General features: G+C 44.7%; 20 protein-coding genes. 14 read left to right on the forward strand and 6 right to left on the reverse strand.

The window, feature by feature from the left end:
• Positions 1-10: 10 nt before the first annotated feature.
• From QUB56_RS14930 to QUB56_RS14945, 4 genes are all read left to right on the forward strand, one after another.
• A complete protein-coding gene (locus tag QUB56_RS14930) occupies positions 11-286 on the forward strand; it encodes a nucleotidyltransferase family protein (RefSeq protein ID WP_332956084.1) in 276 nt (91 codons plus the stop codon).
• A gap of 221 nt (positions 287-507) precedes the next feature.
• Complete coding sequence (locus tag QUB56_RS14935; protein ID WP_332956085.1) at positions 508-1,203, forward strand: TMEM175 family protein; 696 nt, start codon at positions 508-510, stop codon at positions 1,201-1,203.
• Between the two features lie 59 nt (positions 1,204-1,262).
• Positions 1,263-1,751 (forward strand): cupin domain-containing protein, encoded by a 489-nt coding sequence (locus tag QUB56_RS14940; RefSeq protein ID WP_332956086.1) that lies wholly within the window; start codon positions 1,263-1,265, stop codon positions 1,749-1,751.
• Positions 1,752-2,175: 424 nt separating this feature from the next.
• Positions 2,176-3,225, forward strand: a complete 1,050-nt coding sequence (locus QUB56_RS14945) for a Fe(3+) ABC transporter substrate-binding protein (protein WP_332956088.1) — start codon at positions 2,176-2,178, stop codon at positions 3,223-3,225.
• Between the two features lie 331 nt (positions 3,226-3,556).
• On the opposite strand, the gene QUB56_RS14950 is transcribed toward QUB56_RS14945, so the two are convergent.
• Positions 3,557-4,078: a pentapeptide repeat-containing protein gene (locus QUB56_RS14950; protein ID WP_332956089.1), complete on the reverse strand. Its 522-nt coding sequence runs from the start codon at positions 4,076-4,078 to the stop codon at positions 3,557-3,559.
• 231 nt (positions 4,079-4,309) lie between these two features.
• Complete coding sequence (locus QUB56_RS14955; protein WP_332956091.1) at positions 4,310-6,016, reverse strand: iron ABC transporter permease; 1,707 nt, start codon at positions 6,014-6,016, stop codon at positions 4,310-4,312.
• 126 nt (positions 6,017-6,142) lie between these two features.
• Here QUB56_RS14955 and QUB56_RS14960 point away from each other — a divergent pair, with 126 nt between their 5' ends.
• Positions 6,143-7,231 (forward strand): ABC transporter ATP-binding protein, encoded by a 1,089-nt coding sequence (locus QUB56_RS14960; protein WP_332956092.1) that lies wholly within the window; start codon positions 6,143-6,145, stop codon positions 7,229-7,231.
• Positions 7,232-7,543: 312 nt separating this feature from the next.
• Positions 7,544-9,241: an RNA-binding domain-containing protein gene (locus tag QUB56_RS14965; RefSeq protein WP_332956093.1), complete on the forward strand. Its 1,698-nt coding sequence runs from the start codon at positions 7,544-7,546 to the stop codon at positions 9,239-9,241.
• Positions 9,242-9,399: 158 nt separating this feature from the next.
• Here the strand turns inward: QUB56_RS14965 and QUB56_RS14970 are convergent, their stop codons facing one another.
• Together QUB56_RS14970 and QUB56_RS14975 are read right to left on the reverse strand one after the other, a co-directional pair.
• Positions 9,400-9,573, reverse strand: coding sequence for a hypothetical protein (locus QUB56_RS14970; RefSeq protein ID WP_332956095.1), 174 nt, complete (start codon positions 9,571-9,573; stop codon positions 9,400-9,402).
• 116 nt (positions 9,574-9,689) lie between these two features.
• Complete coding sequence (locus QUB56_RS14975) at positions 9,690-10,460, reverse strand: TerC family protein (RefSeq protein WP_332956096.1); 771 nt, start codon at positions 10,458-10,460, stop codon at positions 9,690-9,692.
• 425 nt (positions 10,461-10,885) lie between these two features.
• On the opposite strand from QUB56_RS14975, the gene psaM reads away from it, so the two are divergent.
• On the forward strand, positions 10,886-10,981 hold the full coding sequence (gene psaM, locus QUB56_RS14980; protein ID WP_332956097.1) for a photosystem I reaction center subunit XII: 96 nt from the start codon (positions 10,886-10,888) through the stop codon (positions 10,979-10,981).
• Positions 10,982-11,639: 658 nt separating this feature from the next.
• Positions 11,640-12,053, forward strand: a complete 414-nt coding sequence (locus QUB56_RS14985) for a slr1601 family putative cell division protein (protein WP_332956099.1) — start codon at positions 11,640-11,642, stop codon at positions 12,051-12,053.
• Positions 12,054-12,334: 281 nt separating this feature from the next.
• Here QUB56_RS14985 and tnpA read toward each other — a convergent pair whose 3' ends face one another.
• Positions 12,335-12,748: an IS200/IS605 family transposase gene (gene tnpA / locus QUB56_RS14990; RefSeq protein WP_332956100.1), complete on the reverse strand. Its 414-nt coding sequence runs from the start codon at positions 12,746-12,748 to the stop codon at positions 12,335-12,337.
• Between the two features lie 67 nt (positions 12,749-12,815).
• Here tnpA and QUB56_RS14995 point away from each other — a divergent pair, with 67 nt between their 5' ends.
• Positions 12,816-12,914: a helix-turn-helix domain-containing protein gene (locus tag QUB56_RS14995; RefSeq protein ID WP_332956101.1), complete on the forward strand. Its 99-nt coding sequence runs from the start codon at positions 12,816-12,818 to the stop codon at positions 12,912-12,914.
• Between the two features lie 27 nt (positions 12,915-12,941).
• Positions 12,942-14,138, forward strand: coding sequence for a transposase (locus tag QUB56_RS15000; protein WP_332956102.1), 1,197 nt, complete (start codon positions 12,942-12,944; stop codon positions 14,136-14,138).
• 187 nt (positions 14,139-14,325) lie between these two features.
• Here QUB56_RS15000 and ctpA read toward each other — a convergent pair whose 3' ends face one another.
• Positions 14,326-15,561 carry a carboxyl-terminal processing protease CtpA gene (ctpA, locus tag QUB56_RS15005; RefSeq protein WP_332956104.1) on the reverse strand — a complete coding sequence of 412 codons (1,236 nt, stop codon included), beginning with the start codon at positions 15,559-15,561 and terminating at the stop codon, positions 14,326-14,328.
• 588 nt (positions 15,562-16,149) lie between these two features.
• On the opposite strand from ctpA, the gene petB reads away from it, so the two are divergent.
• From petB to QUB56_RS15025, 4 genes are all read left to right on the forward strand, one after another.
• Positions 16,150-16,818: a cytochrome b6 gene (gene petB / locus QUB56_RS15010; RefSeq protein ID WP_172190423.1), complete on the forward strand. Its 669-nt coding sequence runs from the start codon at positions 16,150-16,152 to the stop codon at positions 16,816-16,818.
• Positions 16,819-17,374: 556 nt separating this feature from the next.
• Entirely contained in the window at positions 17,375-17,857 is a 483-nt protein-coding gene (gene petD, locus QUB56_RS15015) for a cytochrome b6-f complex subunit IV (protein ID WP_332956107.1), read from the forward strand.
• Between the two features lie 765 nt (positions 17,858-18,622).
• Entirely contained in the window at positions 18,623-18,907 is a 285-nt protein-coding gene (locus QUB56_RS15020; RefSeq protein ID WP_332956108.1) for a hypothetical protein, read from the forward strand.
• 73 nt (positions 18,908-18,980) lie between these two features.
• The gene (locus tag QUB56_RS15025) at positions 18,981-19,520 is read left to right on the forward strand and encodes an AraC family transcriptional regulator (RefSeq protein WP_332956110.1); all 540 of its coding nucleotides are present in this window, start codon (positions 18,981-18,983) and stop codon (positions 19,518-19,520) included.
• The last annotated feature ends 408 nt before the right edge of the window (positions 19,521-19,928 follow it).

Here is a 19,928-nt window from a genome sequence, read left to right on the forward strand (position 1 = left end):
AGGAGGCTGAATGAAAACCGATCTCGCCCTGCCAATTGAGCAAATCACCAAATTCTGCCAACAGTGGCAAATCATCGAACTCTCCCTCTTTGGTTCGATCCTTCGTGACGACTTTCATGCAGACAGCGACATCGATATCCTAGTTGCTTTTGCCCCCACGGCCAACTGGGGTCTACTCGATCGCGCCCAAATGCAGGAAGAACTCGAAGCAGTGCTAAGCAGACGAGTCGATCTAATCAGTAAACGGGCGATCGAGCGCAGTTCCAACTGGATTCGCCGCCTTTGAAATTCTCTCTACAGCTCAAACTATCTATGTCAAATAACTGCGATCGCGCTTCCTTAATCGATCGCTCTTTTTATTTCAACAACTGCTTCTCCCGTTTTACCCGTTGCGCGATCGGGTATATATAAGAAGTCGTACGGATCGACTGCTTAAACATATCGGCGAAAAGTCCGTTAAGGTTATCTGTTTTCAGCCGAGATTAGGCAAGCAAAATCGTTAGCTTTGTGGGTAAGTGCCAGCGATCGCCGATCGGTATCACACATCACTGCCACCGACCTTATGCTAAGTTATTTTGGGAATTAGGAGCGATCGCCCGCGCCAGCAAAAAAGGAGGACGTACAAAAATGAGTAAAGGCAGGTTAGAAGCATTCAGCGATGGTGTAATCGCCATTCTCATCACCATTATGGTGCTGGAATTGAAAGTGCCCCATGAAGCTGATTTAGCTGCGCTGCGTCCGCTAGTTCCAGTATTTCTGAGCTATGTACTCAGTTTTATTTATCTTGGTATCTACTGGAACAACCACCATCACTTGTTACAAGCGACTCGGCAGGTCAATGGTAATGTGTTGTGGGCTAATTTGCATCTGCTGTTCTGGTTGTCACTCATTCCCTTTGTCACTGGCTGGACAGGCGAGAACCACTTCGCGGCCTGGCCAGTTGCGCTTTATGGTACAGTGCTGTTGTTGGCTGCGATCGCTTACTTCATTCTTACTCGTGTTCTTATTTCTCACCACGGTAAAGATTCCACTCTGGCAATTGCACTTGGGCGAGACTTGAAGGGTAAAGTATCAGTAGTGATTTATGCCGTAGCAATCCTGCTTTCCTTTGTCAACTCATGGTTGGCTTTCATGCTGTATGTTTTAGTTGCAATCATGTGGCTGATCCCCGATCGGCGAATTGAGAAGGTTCTGACTTCGTGAACAATGTTCCACAAAAAGCCATCGCCAGCCAGCTAACACTTCGCTTTAGGAATTAACAAATGACAATTCATCAAAACGGACTTTTTATTGAACCCGGTCAAGGTCGTTCTTACTACTTTGGTCAAGACCTCTATACCTTCAAAGCAATTGGTGAAGAAACAGGGGAAGCCTATGCGCTTTGTGAGGTAATTGTTGCACCTGGTGGCGGCGCGCCCACCCATCGGCACACCCGAGAAAATGAATCATTTTATGTTCAAGACGGAGAGATTGAATTTCAGCTTGACGATCGTACTTTCGTTGCGACGGCTGGAACCTTCCTTCATTCACCGAAAGGCCAGCTTCACCGATTTACGAATACCACCGCTACACCCGCTAAACTTCTGGTTTGGGTGACTCCTGCTGGCTTTGAGAAATTTATTGCCGAAGTTGGAAAGGCCGTGAATGGTGAGATTACCCTGGCAGCATCCTTGAGTCCTGAAGACCTTGACAAAATTCTTACTACTGCTCCCAAGTACGGTATCGAAATCGTACCTCCACCATCCGAGTAGCGATCGTCCGCTATTTTACCGTAAAACAATTGCTGGTAACTTCATAAATACACTCCTGCACGCATCAAGACCTTCATCAGCGAATTTTTTTACCGAATCAGGGGGCTGCACGAACTATTGCCGTAAAAAACCCGGTTTCTGACCAAGAATTTCAAAGGTGGTACCCGCCACGTGATTTATCCGTGGAATCAATCCCTTTTCGAAAATCCTCAAGAAAGAGCATTTATCTCGCGCAAGTCAATCTAAAATCTAAAATCTAAAATCTAAAATCGATTGACCACCAGTGCGTCAGCCCTAAAATAGTTACGATATTTATAAATAAATAAGAATAATTTGCATTAATATAGTAGAGCAATGACTAGAGATGGCTGTGGATGCACCATCGTGTCAATTACCAGATGAAAAAATCTATCATTATAGAACAATGAGCATTTCTCGGCGTATTTTTCTTGCCAGCGGTACAGCAATGGCTGTCGTCGCAGTGGGGGAACTCAGCAAAAAAGCCCCAGTCCTAGCCCAAACGGGCACCCTCAACCTTTATTCAGCACGTCACTACGACACTGATAATCAGTTGTACCAAAGCTTCACCAAAAAAACTGGCATCAAGGTTAATCTTGTTGAAGCGGATGCTGACCAACTAATTGAACGGATCAAAAGTGAAGGTGCAAATAGCCCCGCTGATGTTTTCGTCACCGTTGATGGCGGGCGTTTGTGGCGGGCGAAACAAGCAGGTATCCTACAACCTGTGTCTTCAAAAGTTCTGACATCGGCAATTCCAGCAAGTTTGCGAGATCCTCAAGGTTTCTGGTTTGGCTTATCGCGCAGGGCACGGGTGATTGTTTATAACAAAAGCAAGGTGAACCCTGCCCAATTGTCAACCTATGAAGCGCTGACAGAACCTCGGTGGAAAGGCAAACTTTTAGTGCGATCGTCCACTAATGTCTACAATCAGTCTCTTGTTGGGGCTATGCTAGCGGTTCATGGAGCTCAAAAAACAGAAGCTTGGGCGCGAGGATTGGTGGCTAATTTTGCACGTCCTCCAGAGGGAAATGATACGGCGCAAATCAAGGCTGTTGCTGATGGGGTAGGCGATATTGCCCTTGTTAATACCTATTATGTAGCTCGCTTAATGAAATCGAAAGATCCAAAAGAACAGGCGATCGCGGCGAAAGTAGGTGTATTTTTCCCCAACCAGCGCGATCGCGGTACCCACGTCAATATTAGTGGTGCCGGTGTAGTCAAAACCTCCCGTAACAAAGCAGCGGCGATCAAATTCTTAGAACACCTAGCCACTAAGGAATCTCAACAAATTTTTGCTAGGAGTAATTACGAATACCCTGTGATGTCAGGTGTGGCGATCGATCCTGCAGTTGCCAGTTTTGGTACATTCAAATCTGACCCTCTTAACCCTGATGTGTTTGGGAAAAATAACGCCGAAGCTTTAAAAATTGCCGATCGCGCCGGATGGAAATAGAGACGTTTTGAACAAGAATTCAGGAGTCCGAACTTAAATTTTAGAATAATTCATACTGAATTATTCTGAATTCTGACTCCTGATATCATTTCTCTGTAATCATCAACTGAATCAAGTACCCCTTCTCTAGTCGCCCTTACTAAGGGGGACTAGAGAAGGAGGTTTAATTAGTGTGTAATATCATGTCCGATCGATTGACCATAATATCCCGGCCGGGCGGGTTTTTGAGATTGGAGATTGTTGGCAGATATTGTTGGCTCACGGGCCCCTACCTGAGGTCGGGTAATCGACTGGACATGATATAACTTCACATTAAATTGGTATAACTTCTTTAATTTTTCATTGTACCATCCGGCATTATTGCCCCTTTCAGGTTTGCCCCTTTCAGGTTTGCCCCTGTCAAATCAGCACTATTTAAGTCAGTTTCACTTAAATCCGCATTACTAAGATTGGCATTATTCAGTTTTGCCCCTCGCAAAAAAGCCCCCTTGAGATTTGCATTACTCAAATCAGCATTTGTGAGATCGGCGGCAGATAAACCTGCTTTTTCCAGAGAAGCACCTTTTAAATTTGCACCTTTGAGATTGACGCTATCGAGTAAGGCTTCATTAAGTTTGACATTTTCTAACACAGAACCTTCCAACTTAGCACCATTGAGATTAGCGCTGGTTAAATCCATGTCACTTAACTTGGTATTAGTCAGATCGCATTCTGGACATTGCTTAGTTTTTTGTAATGTTTCGAGGGGACTAGCCGCCTGTTTTTGGCATCCAAAGGTGACAAAAATAGTAAGTAGTAAGAAAGAAATTGTGCCCGTAGTGCGGGTAAACATTGCTAAGTTTTTATTAATCATCTAGATTTATGAAGGAAAAAGGAAGAGGGAAGAAGGGTTGATACATTCTCCTGAAACCCGCCAGGGAATAAATTCCCTGTCTAATAGCTAAAGTCGGTTGAAACCGACTGAAATCCTAGCTGTATAGTCGTCTTCAGACGACTTTCGCTATGAGACAGGGGTTTCAACCCCTGTCGGACTATAGCTTTAAAAGAATCAATCAGCTCTGCAAGCAGGAAAGAGCTTTGGGGGTTATAGTATTGAAACCTGGCGCGATCGCGCAATTTTCCAACTTAATAAAATAACTGGTAACATCCCCACTAAAACAATTGCGAGTGCTGGGCCAGAAGCTTCAGCCAATCGCTCATCTGAGGCAAGTTGATAAGTTCGCACAGCCAAGGTATCAAAGTTAAAAGGTCTAATAATTATAGTAGCTGGTAACTCTTTCATCACATCAACAAATACTAACATCATAGCAGTTAATAAACCTCCGGTCATCATTGGTGTATGAACTGTAACTAAAGTTTGCATCGGACTATAACCCAAACTTCTCGCCGCATCATCTAAATTAGGCTTAATTTTGCTCAAACTGGACTCCACGGCATTTAAAGAAACAGCTAGGAAGCGAACTATATAAGCAAATACCAAAGCTGCGATCGTACCGCTTAACAACAAGCCCGTAGAAATTCCCAACTTTTCACGCATCCAACTATCCAATAGATTGTCAAATTTTCCAATGGGAACCATAATCCCCACTGCAATGACAGAACCAGGTACAGCATAGCCCATTGCCGCAACTCTAGTTCCTAACTGCACTCCTAAATTAGGATATAACCGTAAGCCATAAGCCATGATCGAGGCAATAACTACGGCTAAAATTGCAGTCAGTGTTGCCAAAATTAAACTGTGACGGGCAAATATCCAAAAGCGTTCATCTAAGGTTTGTTGCCAATTCGCTAATGTCAACTTGAATAAAAGACCTGCTGGCAATAAAAAGCCCAAAAATAGCGGCAGGAAACAAGCCATTACCGCTAAAATCTCCCGAATTCCTTTAAGCTGATAAGTTTGCAGTTGGCGATAGCGACTGCTAGCTTGATAATATTTAGTGCGACTGCGCGACCAGCGTTCTACTAAAATTAAACCCAGAACAAATAATAATAGCATGGCAGCTAATTGATTTGCTGCAATTCGTTCCCCCATGCCAAACCAAGTCCGATAAATACCTGTGGTGAATGTATCAACTCCAAAATACTGAACAGTGCCATAATCGTTGAGAGTTTCCATCAAAGCCAGTGCTAAACCTGCAACAATTGCGGGTCTTGCCATTGGTAAGGCAACTGTAATAAAACTTTGCCAAGGACTACAGCCCAGTATTCTACTAGCTTCTAGGGTACAAGTGGATTGCTCCAAAAATGCAACTCTTGTTAATAGGTAGACGTAGGGATATAAAACTAAGATTAGCATTAAGATTGCTCCCGGGAGCGATCGCACGTTAGGAAACCAATAGTCTCCATAACTCCAGCCAAAAATATCACGCAAAGCAGTTTGAACTGGACCGGAAAATTCTAAAAAGTCTGTATAAGTATAAGCTAGCACATAAGCTGGGGCCGCTAAGGGTAAAAGTAATGCCCATTCAAATACGCGGCTGGCCCGAAAGCGACACATTGTTACTAGCCACGCACATCCTACGCCAATCAGGACAACACCACAGCCGACACCGATCGTTAACCATAAAGAGTTGAGAATATAACGGATTAAAACGGTATCAGTTAAATGTTGCCATGTATCTTTAGCTTCAACAAAGATACTGGATAAGACACTGAGAACTGGTAGGGCGATCGGCAATGCTAAAGCGATAATTGCTACAGTCCACCCACTGGCGAATAGACCGCGTAAGGTCGATCGCCATTGGATGGTCCTGATGCCTGTTGCCTGTAGTGATTGTTGGGAATTTTTCATCGCTAGTAAAATGTCTAGCCTGCTAGCTTATCAGTAGGTGTAAACATTTGTCAAGTCTTTTTGATAAATTATCTCATTAAACTGGTTTATTGTAGAATAGTAAGTTGTTGATTATTGATAGCAATAATGGTTCGACCTATAATTCTGCATTTGGATGGTGTAACAAAACAGTATTCCCAAGCAGCATCACCTGCGGTGGCATCTGTCACCCTGACTTTACATCAAGGAGATATACTGGGGTTGTTGGGGCCATCGGGTTGTGGGAAAACAACATTGCTGCGGTTAATTGCGGGTTTTGAACAGCTACAAGCAGGGACGATCGCATTAGCAGGAAAAACTGTAGCGAGTGTTAATATGTCAGTGCCGCCGGAACAGCGAGACATTGGTATGGTGTTTCAAGACTATGCACTATTCCCCCATTTGACTGTCGCGAAAAATGTAGCTTTTGGCTTGACGCATCAAGGAAAAGAGTCAAAGCATAATATTCAGAAAGGTGTCGCAGAAGCATTAGCGTTGGTGGGATTAGAAGGATTAGAAAAACGTTATCCCCATGAATTATCGGGGGGTCAGCAACAGCGAGTGGCCCTGGCCCGTGCGTTAGCCCCTAGACCTGCGATTATTTTACTAGATGAACCGTTGAGTAATTTAGATGTACAAGTACGGTTAAGATTGCGTCAGGAAGTCCGCGAGATTCTCAAAGCAACGGGAACCTCTGGTGTATTTGTCACCCACGATCGCGAAGAAGCACTTTCGATTTCAGATTGGGTAGCGGTGATGCGTCAAGGTCAAGTAGAACAGTTTGGCACTCCAGAGGAAGTTTATCAAGAACCAGCATCTCGATTTGTGGCTGAGTTTGTGACGCAAGCTAATTTTGTGTCTGCATCGCTGAAGCAGGATTTTTGGGAAACAGAAGTAGGTTGTTTTGCTGTTAAACGAGATTCATCTTCACAAGTTCCCTGTGATGGTTCGACTCAAGGAGAATTGATGATCCGGCAGGAAGACTTGAGTTTATACTTAGATGAAGATTCGCCTGTTGTGATTTGCGATCGGCAATTTTTAGGCAGAGAAAATCGTTATTGTTTAAAAACACCTTCTGGCGAAAAGTTATATGCACTCACAACTACAGGAAATGTTTTTCCGATTGGTTCTAAAGTTCGGTTATCTTGTGGTGAGAATTCTCCCTTAGCTTTCTTTGTCGGTAAGCCTAAGCCATAGCTAATGGCTAATGGCTAATTGCTAATTGCTAATTGGGAAAAAAATCCTCCCCCTCTTCCCATCTCCCAGTCTCCCCCTCTTCCTTATACTGTCTGATAGGTTTTCTGTCTATCGCTGTTGTCAGGGAAGGGGCTAGTCACGATATCCTCTGCTTTTATACCCGCTGCAATCAGCGCTTGGCTTAGACCTTCCTCGAAGTTATCTTCTTCAATTACAACTTGATAATCAATTAAACGAGCAAGTATTCTACCGCATCTGTGATACAATTCTAAGTTAGACGTACATCTACAGAGAATACTGCATTCAAAAGTTATGAGGAGCAAAGACCAAGACTCAATAAGAGAAATAATAGCGGCTTGTAAAATAACGCCAAGTGAGAGTATTGAGAGCGAAGAAATTGAATTTAAACAATATAGGGATATTCAGGCACTGAATAATGCTAAAGATTTAGCTGAAGAAGTTTCAGCATTATCCAATTTTCGGGGTGGAATTATCATTATTGGAATTAAAGACAGTTCTAATGTAACTAATCAAAATTGGCTCAGTCAACTTGTTGGTTTTGAACAGGGAGACGTTATTGAAATTGAGCAGCGTCTAAAAGGTAAGCTAAAACCATCTCTGGAGATATGTGCTGAGTATGTAGATTTTGAAAGTAAGTTTTATTTAATTATTCATGTTCCACATCGACGAGATTCTTTGATAACTACATCAAGTGGTAAGGTTTGCATTAGAGACGGTAGATCAAGCCGTCCTATGGAACCTGATGAAATTGAGCAAGCAGCAAAAAATTTACAAAATTATGATTGGAGTGCAGATTTATTAGAGTTAGATGTGAATACTTGCTTAGAGCCTGTTGCGTTGGAGGAAGCTTATGAAGATTATTGTAGTAGGAAAAAATATCCTGTAGAATCTCGGCCCGATAAATGTGCTTTTTTAGAGGCAATTGGGGCTACAAATAACGGTTTTCTCACAAAAGCTGGTCTGTTGTTTCTGGGTAAATGGAATTTTATTAGACAATGGCTAGGTGCTCATGAATATAGATTTAGTTGCAAAACCCGCTCAGAAAAACTTTTGATAAATGAGGTATGGGAAGAATGTATCTGGAGGTCTATAAAGTTCGCTAAGGACTACTTTAACCTCTGCAATATAAATCAAGAAATTAAATTTAAAGATAAAAAATATAATGCACCAATTCTTGATGATCAGGCATTTCATGAAGCTTTTATTAATGCTATTGTCCATAGAGATTATTCTATCGCTGGAATGATATCTGTTGATTTTGATACTGCCAAAATGACTATTATTAATCCAGGTAGCTTCTATGGTGGAGTTACATCAGAAAACATTGTAATCCATCCGCCGAGGCATCGAAATAAAGCTTTGGCTAAGCTCATGATGCAGTTTCAGCTTGTTGACAGGGCTGGAATGGGTATTAAGAGAATGGGTCTAGGTTCTTTAATATATGGAAGAGAATTTCCGAAATTTGCAGCATCCTTTAATTGCGTAGAAGTTGCTATGCAAGCTGAATCAGTTTTGCCAGGAATATTTGTGTTAGTCCAAAATAATCCTGATGCTTATGGGTTAATCGATTTAATTTTAATCAATAGTCTGTATAGGAAAGGATCAATCTCTGTTAATGAAGCTCAGAAAAGAATTCGCTCCATTTCAACAGATTCTTGGAGAGCTTTAAAGGAGTCAGTTGATAAAATAGAACAAATTGAATTTTGTGGAAGTAAAGAGGGAATTTATATAAGAGTAAAGCCTACATGGAATGAATTTTTCGATATAAGAAAAACTTTTTCTGTGACACCAACTTCAACAAAACACGTTCAATTATACGATTATCTAATGGAAGTTGAAGAGGCATCAAATGATGAGATAACAACTCTCCTGGAACACAAGAACAGTAGTCACACAAGTAAGTTTCTAAAAGAGGCAAAATATGTTTATCGTATTGGTAATTCAAGAAACTCACGTTGGTTAATCAGAAAAGATTCAGGTGAAAAATAAAATTTGTAATGGTTGCTGCTGTTATTTCGGTATGTATCAATAACAGTACTTTGTGAAATTATAGAGTTATATAGGAAAGGTCTAACAACGCCCATGCACACCGCCGAAAAGTGATCGGTGATGATGCAGAGGTTATCTGCGCCGGGTGATGGGGAACGTTACATTTTTTCCCGATAGATGAAACCCGATCGCCAGCAACTCCTTCCCATCCCTCGCGCTGTTTCCCTCCCCTCAAAAAATACAGCCACCACCAAGCCTGAAATCTGAATCGATCGCCTGCAATCGCCAATATGCCGCCCCTCGCTGTTTCTGTTGCTGTTGTCGATCGGCAAAAGCCTTTCATCCCCGGGCTCAAGTCACCGGGATGAAAGGCTTTTGCACGTTTTAACCAGCCTTCAATCTTGTTGGTTTAACACATTTAAGCTAATTTAATTCTGATGAAAGTATGTTAAATCTCGGACTTCTGTCCTTGCGATTCCGGCACGGCCACTTCTGAATCCGCCTGATTGAGAGCATTTTCTAGAGATTTTGCCATCTCGACTGGCTCCGGAGTGCGCTTAGAAAATCCCCACACAAACATCAACACGATACTGGAAACTAGCAGCCATTGCGGAGGAACTAAATCCGGATTAATTACTTTCACCAACAACCGCAATCCCACGAAGCCAACTGTGATGTAACCAGCACTTTCTAGGTGAACGAACTCATCCAGCCAGCGGATGAACAATCCGGCCATGAATCGCAGCGCAATAATTCCAATAGAAGCGCCGGTTACGACGATAAAAGTGTTGTCAGAAACGGCGATCGCAGTAGTAACGCTATCCAAGGAAAATGCTAAATCCGTAAAAGCAATCATGGGAATTGCTTGCCACACCGAGGCAAATCTGGGCCCCTGATCTTCTCCTTCGGAGTCTGTATTTGAAGTAAAATGTTGGAAAACAAGCCACAGCAGGTAGAGAGCACCAAGCAGTTCAAACTGCCAGTATTGGATCACCCAAGTAGCCGTTAAAATTAGTGAAATCCGCAGTACAAAAGCAATTATCAAACCCAAGTTGAGAGCCTTTTGCTGTGCATTGGCATCTTCTAAACCTTTAGAAATAGACGCCAGGGCGATCGCGTTATCAGCCGAAAGTACAGCCTCCAAAGCCACCAAAACCAACAATAATAAAAAGCCGTCAAGTCCCACATTGGGCGAAGCTTCGAGAAATTTATCTACCATTAACTATTTTGTGCACCTAAGATTGGCAAGGGTCGAGCGCAGCGCAAATTACCCGCTCTGTCTCAAATTAGTGTCACCTTCAGTTAAATCTTAACCTAATGCGGTAATTCTGCACTACTCCGATGGTCTGAACGAAGAAAGTTCGGCAACGGATTCGCTTCCTTCGCTTGGTTGGGATGTAACGGATATAACCGATGGATGTTGAGGTAAGAGGGTACAAAGAAGAGGGAAGAACCAGGATTTTTCCCACTCGGACACTCGGACACTCTCCCCATCTCCGACTCGCCCACACCCCCACTCGCACAGTCGGACACTCCTCCCCGGACCCACCAAATTTATTTCAAGTTGTAACAAATGATTCCCAAAAGCGCCAATTTGTCTGAAATTGGTGAAAGCTCGTGCCCGCGAAAAGGAGTTTTCCCAATATGTCTTTAACAGATACCCAAGTCTACGTAGCGCTCGTAATTGCTTTGATTCCCGGAATCATGGCTTACCGGCTGGCAACTGAACTGTACAAGTAGTTTCCAGGCACCAGCCGCAAACCGCTCGCCTGCCCGAGTAGTTAACTCTCTCGCATTACAGACAATTGCTGCCGAGCGTGGAGTAAATTGTCTGTACTCAGCAAGACGAGACTGCAAGGGCAGGCATTTTTATTGGGAAATTCTGTCCTCAGCCCTCACCTAGCCCCCCCCCAGAATGCCCCCGCCACAGCCCAAGCTTGTTGCTAATAGAGGAATGGGGACGAAGGAGTTAAACAGTTGGCTACCCATTCCTGTGGTCTGGTCAGTCGATTTTAGATTTTAGATTTTAGATTTTAGATTGACCCCACGGATAAATGCGGGGGCTTGAGGATTTTCGAAAATCGATTTGGGGTTGATTCCACGGATAAATCACGTGGCGGGTACCACCTTTGAAATTCAAGGTCATGGCCGAACCCAAAGCTTTGAGGTTCGCGCATCAGCAACGCCGCACCAAGGTCGCGTCAGGCGGCGCCATCCGAGTAGTAACCGATATCACCGACGAAAGTTGAGGTTAGCTTCAGCTTATCAACGAGGATGTCACTCAATCTCAAAAATTTTGGCTCTCGGCACCCTGACAAACCGGGGCGGGTGTGCGTTAAGCTCAGAATTTGCTCTTTTGAGCTCTAAAACCTCAGTCTCAGGTATTTGAAAAAAAATTATGCAAGCGATTCAACCCACCCTTACTCCACTGCGACGTGTAAAAAACTCTCCTCGGGTTGCTCCAGGCAGCAGCCGCCGCCAGCGTTCCTACCCTCACAAAACCCTCGGCGCCGAAACAGGAGTCAAGTTAGCAGTCAACATCGTACTTTCAGTCTGTGCCACTTCTGCTTTGATTCAGCTTTGGCCTCACTACCGGGCCGTGCAAGAAAAATTGCACGAAATCCAAGCTGAAGTCAATCTAACCCAAGGGCGAGTAAATCAGTCGCGATCGAACTTTAACCGCTACTTTGACCCCAGCCTTGCTAAAACTGTGATGCAAGAGCAAAGCAATCGCTCTGACCCCCAGCAGCGTCCGGTGATTTTGCAGGAACCCGAGGTACCCGAAGCCGAGGAATCAACCCCGCAACCTTAAGGGAATGGCAGTTTTGGGTTTTGATATCGCGTCCGATAGCATCATTCTTGTATGTCATTGCTTCGCACAGCGAACAATTACAGATGAATCTGTCGGACGCCATCGGACTTTTGAGTTAAAGAGTTTTTAGCTAAACAGACGGGAATCCCCACACTATATCGCTTCGATTAGTGTGGGATCAAATGCGCGTTTCGCTGCGGATTCCACCCGTTCATAACCTCACAAGCATAGCTTTGAGCAGTGAGCGGGTGGATGACGACATCAAAGCACAATAAGTCTCTTTATTCGGCAGGTCTATCTTGCTCGTCGATGTATTTTTTCAATTGTTCAACAGTCACGCCACCACAAGAAGCGATGAAATAGCCATTTGTCCAAAACACTTCTTTCCCATAAACTTGGTTAATTTCAGTAGCGAACTCTTTTCTCAAGTACCGACTAGAAACAGTTTTTAAGTTGTCGATCAATTTACTTGGTTCCGTCTGCGGGTTGTACTGCAACAGCAGATGAACGTGGTCGCTCTCCCCGTTGAATTCTACCAGCCTTCCCTCCCATTTTTCCATTAAATCCCTAAATATCGACTCAAGTCTTGTCAGCATTGGGTCTGTCAATACCTGGCGCCGATACTTGGTGGTCAACACCAAGTGACATTTGAGACTTGAAACTCCCCTTGCCTTATGGATAAAATCTTTGCTCACGGCATTGACACTGAATATTTACCGATGCTATGACAACACTAAGTAAAGCTAAAACCCCACAACAATCGTGCCAACGACGTATCAGTACCAATTCTATCCCGACACTAATCAGAAGCTCGCGCTAAATGAGTGGCTGAGGATTTGCCGTTATTGGTATAATCGCTAGTTGGGAGAGAGGTTTGACTGGTGGTCGATGAACAGAGCAAGCGTAAATGCTTGCCCGCTAGTTAGCAGCATTGCCCCTGTCCGAGAAAAGCCCAACTATTATACTCAGAAGAAACAACTACCAATTATCAAAAAAGATTTGGTGAAAGTATTTCATAGTGGTGAATTGCTTGACTTTTCAGGGGTTGACTCGACAATTCTGCAAGACGTATCAAAGCGTGTTGACAAGGCATTTGAGCGATTCATTGTTGGCGACAGCAATGGTGGTAAATCGGGCAAGCCACGGTTTAAGTCTGAAGCTAGCTTGAGAACTGTGACTTTTGCTACAGCCAACGATAGCTGGATCAAGCTAATTCGCAATAACTGGCTATATTTGCGACTTCCCAAATTGGGAGTTGTCAAGGTCAGAATGCACCGTCCTATCCCAAGTGGATTTGCTGTCAAGCAAGTCAGTGTCACCAAAAAGGCTGATGGTTGGTTCATTCAATTTGTCCTAGAAGACGTGAATCTGCCAACTCAAAGTCAGGACACAATTGTTCCAACTTGGGATAATTCGTTGGGCATGGATGCCGTTTTACATGAAGACGTGTACTTGGCAACATCAGAGGGTGAAAAACTGTCCTCCCTCAAGCCACTGCGCAAAAATCAAGCCAAACTAAATCGGATCTCAGCTAAGCGGAACAAACGGAAACGCGGCTCTAAGTCTCGTCGCAAACTAGCAAAACGTGAAGCAAGGCAGGACCAACGAATCGCTAGGTCTCGGAAAGATTTTCAGTACAAAACGGCGCACAAGCTAGTGAGGACTGGGAAAAAAGTCTTGTTTCATGAAGACTTAAATCTGAAAGGGTTGACTCGACGCAACAAAGCAAAACAGTCTGATGATGGGACTTTTCTCCCGAATGGTCAATCAGCAAAATCAGGACTGAATAAGTCTTGGTCTGATGCTGCGTTTGGCAACTTTTTCAAGACACTGGACTACATAGCCTCAAAAGCTGGAGCAGTTGTCATTTCTAAAAATCCTGCTTATACCTCAATGGTTCTCAGTTATCGAGATGAAATAATTTTCACCGATTGCACTATCAGAGACTATTGGGACGAGTGGGAATCTTTGACGGTTGACCGCGATATTAATGCTGCGATTAACCTAAAAAGACTGGGGTTGGACATTTTCCCCAGTATAAAACGCGCCCGGCGGGAAGCTTTCTGTAGTAGGAACTATGGATGAAAGTACCGCGAAGGAAATTTTGTATACCCTTCATCGGGCTACAAAGAAGCCTACATTATAGCTGTACTCAGCTTAATGTAGGAGTATGTCACGATCGTTCTGGTCTGTGATTGCCAGCGAAACCCAGAGACAGACAAAGACCTGTGTATTGACGCCTGGAAGCCAGCTCAAAACTTCAAACTCCGGCTTATACTGACTTTGCCAGCACGGTTTTTTCTTTGAGTAGTTGCAGTGCAGCTTGATATTGCAAGTCTGCTCCGGTGCCGATTCGATCGCGCCCTATCGGTTCCAAAGGCACTACCAGATCGGGCGCAATGCCCAGCTTGTTAATATCTTTATGGTTCGGTGTCTCGTACTTAGCAACAGTCACGGCTAACCCGGAACCGTCAGACAAATCAAACAGCGACTGAATCAGCCCTTTGCCAAAAGTCTTTTCTCCTACCAGTTGAGCTCTGCCGTTATCTTGCAGCGCACCCGCCAAAATTTCGCTAGCGCTGGCCGTTCCCTTGTTCACCAAAACAATCAGCGGATCGCGTGTCAAGGCTTCTCCCGAGGCTTCAAAACTGCCGAGAATGCCTTGTCGGTTCACCGTGTAGACGATCGTCCCGGAATCGAGCCAGAGGCGGGCAATTTCAATCCCTGCTTGCAACAGTCCCCCCGGATTGTTCCGCAAATCGAGAATGTAGGCGGCGGCTCCAAGTTGTTCCAAGCGGTCGATCGCGCGGGCGACTTCCTCAGTGGCGTTAGCGCTGAATTGACTCAGACGAATGTAGCCCACCGATAAATTCTCCGGCGACTGCAATTCGGCGTAAACCGGATTCAGAGCAATGCGATCGCGCACTAGCTCAATTTCCTCAGCAGCGTCCCTTCCCTCGCGCCCCAAGGTCAAGGTAACGGGAGTGCCGAGGCGACCGCGCATTCGAGTTGCTGCTTCGTCTAGGGTCAATTCTGAGGTAGGAGTGCCATCAATTTTCAGGATGCGATCGAGGGGTTGGATGCCAGCTTTATCCGCCGGTGAGCCGGCAATCGGAGCCACCACTGTCAGGGTATTTGTCTGGGGGTCGATCGCAATTTGCAGCCCCACTCCCGTCAATTCTCCCGAAGTGTTGACCTGCAAACTGCGGTACTGTTCCGGTTTCAGCAGTCGAGTGAAGGGGTCGTCGAGATTCGCCAGCATCCCCTGGATCGCGGTGTAAGTCTGCTCTCTGTCTTTGAGCGGTTGCTTGACAGCTTTTTCGCGAATCGACCACCAATTGTGATTGTTGAATTTGTCGTCCACATAAGAGCGATTGACAATTCGCCAAGCTTCACTCAAAAGCTGCTGTTCTGGAGTTAGGGCCGCCGCAGGCCCGGCCCACGGGCCTAGAACCAGGGCGACTTGGAGAAAAAGTAAAATAGCAATCTGGAAAACTCGTCTGTGCATGATTTTTCTGTAAAAGATAGGCAAGTATTGCATCTCCTGTATTTTAAGTTTGTAGGTTTTTCAGCTTTTGGGCATTTAACTCTTCCCTAGGCCTTCGGCCTTCGTAAAACGTCCGCCGCGAACAAAAAAGTAGTTAAATTTAACACTCGATCGCCAAATAAGTGAAGTTTTATCATAAATATTAAAATTTACGCCCCAGGGACCCGGTGGCAGGCTCGGACTTTGGTCTTGGGATCAGGTCTTGGCTGTATGCCAGCTTGGGGCGGATGTTGAGCTTGCAGAAAAGGGTATTTGAGACTCGGCAAAAGCATCGCTCCCGTGAAATTTGCACAGCAATTATGTTACATTTTTTATCACAGTCTGGAATTCGATCGGGCAACGCCAGCGAGTAGGGACAAGCGACCGCTTAGTTTCCCAGTGCTTTCCGGCGATCGCACCATAGATTTCCTTTCGTCAGCTCCAAATTTAAAAAATAGCCTCAGGCATTTGCTAGTAAAAGCAAGCTGCTCGGCGCGGGGCGACAAAAAACCTTGTGGCTGCTGCCCTGAACCTCAACCACAGCAATATTCTTTTAGGAATTCTGGCTCCATGTTTTCTAAACAAATCACCGACTCAAAAACCTACCAGTGGTTTGAGGAACGCCTGGAAATCCAGGCGCTAGCCGATGACATCACTACTAAGTACGTACCCCCGCACGTCAATATTTTCTACTGCTTGGGCGGAATTACTTTAGTTTGCTTTCTGATCCAGTTTGCCACCGGCTTCGCCATGACTTTCTATTACCGCCCGACGGTAGCAGAAGCTTTTTCTTCAGTGCAATACCTGATGAATGAAGTCAACTTCGGCTGGCTGATCCGCTCCATCCACCGCTGGTCTGCCAGCATGATGGTACTGATGATGATTTTGCACACCTTCCGGGTGTACCTGACCGGCGGCTTCAAAAAGCCCCGCGAGTTAACCTGGGTGACAGGAGTAATCTTGGCAGTCATCACTGTTTCTTTCGGCGTGACCGGCTATTCGCTGCCTTGGGATCAAATCGGTTACTGGGCGGTTAAAATCGTTTCCGGTGTCCCCGAAGCCATCCCGTTTGTAGGATCTTTGATGGTTGAACTGCTGCGCGGCGGTGTCAGCGTCGGTCAAGGCACTTTGACTCGCTACTACAGCTTGCACACATTTGTGTTGCCTTGGCTGATTGTAGTGTTCATGCTGGCTCACTTCTTGATGATTCGCAAGCAAGGTATCTCTGGCCCGTTGTAAGTTTGGAGTTGTGGGGGCGGTATTTTTTTTGCCCCCCCGCTGAATTGTGAGTTGAAAATTCAGAATTCATCACTCATCAAAAAATTGGGCACGAAACCCCGTCCTTCTAGGACCGCTTTGTATTAGTATCTAGATGGTCACTGACCCACTGTCCGTCGATGGATTCAGACAGCTCGGGCGGGCGAAGTCCAGTTTGACTGGCGGCGCAGACAAATCGGTAGACCGGGAAAAGAGGATAGGGCAATGGCAAACATCCCTAGAATCAAAACAATACATAAGAATTCCTTTTGGGGTTTTCGACACATAAGAACCGCAGGGCTTGCGGGGATAGTCTGTGGAGCGAACGTAAGACCAATACTCCTTGAGGGTGGAGGCAGTTGCCTTCGAAGCAGAAACCTAAATTGTGAGGTTTAGGAATCACCGCACCTGATAGTCGGTGAGGATGTCAAGATATTTATTTACGGCCAATACTTCCTGCGATCGCACCGCTGATTCAGACTGACGAATACAGCGGAATCCCAGGCCCGGCTAAAACTAAAAGGAGAACACTCTTACTATGTCTATTCTCAAAAAACCAGATTTGAGCGATCCAGACCTCCGCGCTAAGCTCGCTAAGGGCATGGGTCACAACTATTACGGCGAACCAGCTTGGCCTAATGACTTGCTCTATGTTTTCCCTATAGTCATCATGGGAACGATTTCTCTGTGCGTGGGTTTGGCGGTACTAGACCCGGCTTTGGTTGGGGAACCTGCTAATCCTTTTGCTACTCCGCTGGAAATTCTGCCGGAATGGTATTTGTGGCCTGTTTTCCAACTCCTGCGCGTTTTGCCTAACAAATTGTTGGGTATTGCTTGCATGGCTGCTGTTCCCCTTGGCTTGATTTTGATTCCGTTCATCGAGAGCGTTAACAAGTTTCAAAATCCGTTCCGCCGCCCTGTTGCTACTACTGTTTTCCTCTTGGGAACTGCAGTAACTCTCTGGTTGGGTATTGGTGCTATTTTCCCCATCGACAAATCTTTCACGCTTGGTCTTTTCTAAGATTTAAGCTTGCTTGATTTTGACGCCTGCGGGTTTCCTGTAAAGTGCTTTCGTACTGGTGGGAAACTTTAGCGGGCGTCAATTGATTTTAGATTTTAGATTTTAGATTTTAGATTGGGGATTTTTGATTTTTGATTTTTGATTGGTGATTGGTGATTTTTGATTTTTGATATAGCAATCCTAAATGATTATACTCGTTACCAGGAAGAGCCTGGTAACGCATATCCGGAGGAAGAGCCTCCATTTTCTGGGCCGAGGCTCTTCCTCGCTTACATCGGTTAAGAGGCTCTGCCTGGAAGTTAACCAGTTATTGAAACTGATGCGAGGATTGCTATATCATGTCCGGTCGATTACCCGACCTCAGGTAGGGGCGCGTTCACCAACAATATCTGCCAACAATCTCCCATCTCAAAAACCCGCCCGGCCGGGATATTATGGTCAATCGATCGGACATGATATGATTTTAGATTTTAGATTTTAGATTTTGGATTTTGGATTTTGGATTTTGGATTTTGGATTTTGGATTTTAGATTTATCGCTTTAAAAGTTAAGAATTATCAGTAATTAATTGTAGGCACAACGGCTGGTATCAAAGTGCCGACGATCGATCGACTCTACACCGCCCTCGGGTCAAATTCCATTAATTTTTATTGCGAAAGCTTGACAAACAGACAGGCAATATGTAGCCTAAGCCCTAGGTATCTTTTGTATAACTGCGGGAACTTCTGACCTATAGAATAATAGCAACTGTCCCAGGTGCAAGCTATGTGCCTAGAGAAAGCATTAATTCTTGATTTTGCCCAGACAGACGCTATGAAATCGATTCTCCCCCATCCCGCAATCCTGTCAAGTCACGGGGCAAACTGGGAGGGAATTCAGGTCGAATATCACCATCAGCCGCCAAACGAATGTCCCGAACACTCTCTGCAACCGCACAGCATTGGCATGATACTCTCTTCAACTATCCCAGGAGCAATACTGAACGGGAAACACTACGGTAGCGAACGGTGGCAAACAAAATGGACAGATTTTCATTGCTGCTGGTACTGATTACCACCCCTATGCAGTCGAAGACCATGAATTTATTGCGATCGCTCTTGAACCTACCGACTTCGACAATACAGTGTACGAATCGACAAATTCAAATCAGATTGAAATTATACCGCACGGGCAAACCCAGGATCCGTTGATTATCGGAATTGCTTGGGCCCTCAAAACCGAACTCGAATCAGGTGGATTAAACGGTACTCTGTATGTCGATGCACTGAAAAACGCGCTTTCAGTTCATATACGGCACCGCTATTGTGTACAGAAACTGAATTTAGTAAATTTTGAAAAAGGTCTGGATCCTCGGAAATTAGAGATAGTTGTTAACTACATTAATGACTACATACAGCGAGATTTGTACTTAGCTGAACTTGCTAATTTAGTGCAGATGAGCCCTTATTATTTCAGTCGTTTGTTCAAACAATCAATTGGAGTCACGGCCCATCAGTACGTGATCCAATGCCGGATAGAAAAAGCCAAACAGTTGTTGAAAACCCAAGATTTATCACTAACTTATATCTCGCAGCAAGTCGGGTTTCACGACCAAAGTCACTTTAGTAAGACCTTCTGCAAAATCGTCGGTTTGACTCCTAAGAAGTATCGCGCTCAGCTTTAACAGTCCTGGATGTACGCAGGGGTCAATCGATTTTAGATTTTAGATTTTAGATTTTAGATTGACCCCACGGATAAATGCTCTTTCTTGAGGATTTTAGATTTTAGATTTTAGATTGACCCCACGGATAAATGCTCTTTCTTGAGGATTTTAGATTTTAGATTTGGGATTGATTCCACGGATAAATCACGTGGCGGGTACCACCTTTGAAATTCTTGGTCAAAAACCCTGGATATCTCAGACGGGATATCCAGGATTTTTCGGAGAAACCGGGTTTTTTTGCCTTATAGAGACGATTGATTTTAGCCAATTATGGTTAGTAAAACCCGCCTCGCAAGAGAACTACGCGCGGTGTGGCGTTAATGGAGATACCTAGTCAGTATGCGGTGTTACACTTTTTCATCAAAACCC

This window comes from Microcoleus sp. AR_TQ3_B6 (genome assembly GCF_036702785.1).
Taxonomy (GTDB): domain Bacteria; phylum Cyanobacteriota; class Cyanobacteriia; order Cyanobacteriales; family Microcoleaceae; genus Microcoleus.

Excerpts from the sequence above, each read along its gene's own strand:
- QUB56_RS14930 (WP_332956084.1), top strand. The coding sequence starts at position 11 with ATGAAAACCGATCTCGCCCTGCCAATTGAGCAAATCACCAAATTCTGC.
- QUB56_RS14940 (WP_332956086.1), top strand. The coding sequence starts at position 1,263 with ATGACAATTCATCAAAACGGACTTTTTATTGAACCCGGTCAAGGTCGT.
- QUB56_RS14945 (WP_332956088.1), top strand. The coding sequence starts at position 2,176 with ATGAGCATTTCTCGGCGTATTTTTCTTGCCAGCGGTACAGCAATGGCT.
- QUB56_RS14950 (WP_332956089.1), bottom strand. The coding sequence starts at position 4,078 with ATGATTAATAAAAACTTAGCAATGTTTACCCGCACTACGGGCACAATT.
- QUB56_RS14955 (WP_332956091.1), bottom strand. The coding sequence starts at position 6,016 with ATGAAAAATTCCCAACAATCACTACAGGCAACAGGCATCAGGACCATC.
- QUB56_RS14960 (WP_332956092.1), top strand. The coding sequence starts at position 6,143 with ATGGTTCGACCTATAATTCTGCATTTGGATGGTGTAACAAAACAGTAT.
- QUB56_RS14965 (WP_332956093.1), top strand. The coding sequence starts at position 7,544 with ATGAGGAGCAAAGACCAAGACTCAATAAGAGAAATAATAGCGGCTTGT.
- QUB56_RS14975 (WP_332956096.1), bottom strand. The coding sequence starts at position 10,460 with ATGGTAGATAAATTTCTCGAAGCTTCGCCCAATGTGGGACTTGACGGC.
- psaM (WP_332956097.1), top strand. The coding sequence starts at position 10,886 with ATGTCTTTAACAGATACCCAAGTCTACGTAGCGCTCGTAATTGCTTTG.
- QUB56_RS14985 (WP_332956099.1), top strand. The coding sequence starts at position 11,640 with ATGCAAGCGATTCAACCCACCCTTACTCCACTGCGACGTGTAAAAAAC.
- QUB56_RS15000 (WP_332956102.1), top strand. The coding sequence starts at position 12,942 with ATGAACAGAGCAAGCGTAAATGCTTGCCCGCTAGTTAGCAGCATTGCC.
- ctpA (WP_332956104.1), bottom strand. The coding sequence starts at position 15,561 with ATGCACAGACGAGTTTTCCAGATTGCTATTTTACTTTTTCTCCAAGTC.
- petB (WP_172190423.1), top strand. The coding sequence starts at position 16,150 with ATGTTTTCTAAACAAATCACCGACTCAAAAACCTACCAGTGGTTTGAG.
- petD (WP_332956107.1), top strand. The coding sequence starts at position 17,375 with ATGTCTATTCTCAAAAAACCAGATTTGAGCGATCCAGACCTCCGCGCT.
- QUB56_RS15020 (WP_332956108.1), top strand. The coding sequence starts at position 18,623 with ATGTGCCTAGAGAAAGCATTAATTCTTGATTTTGCCCAGACAGACGCT.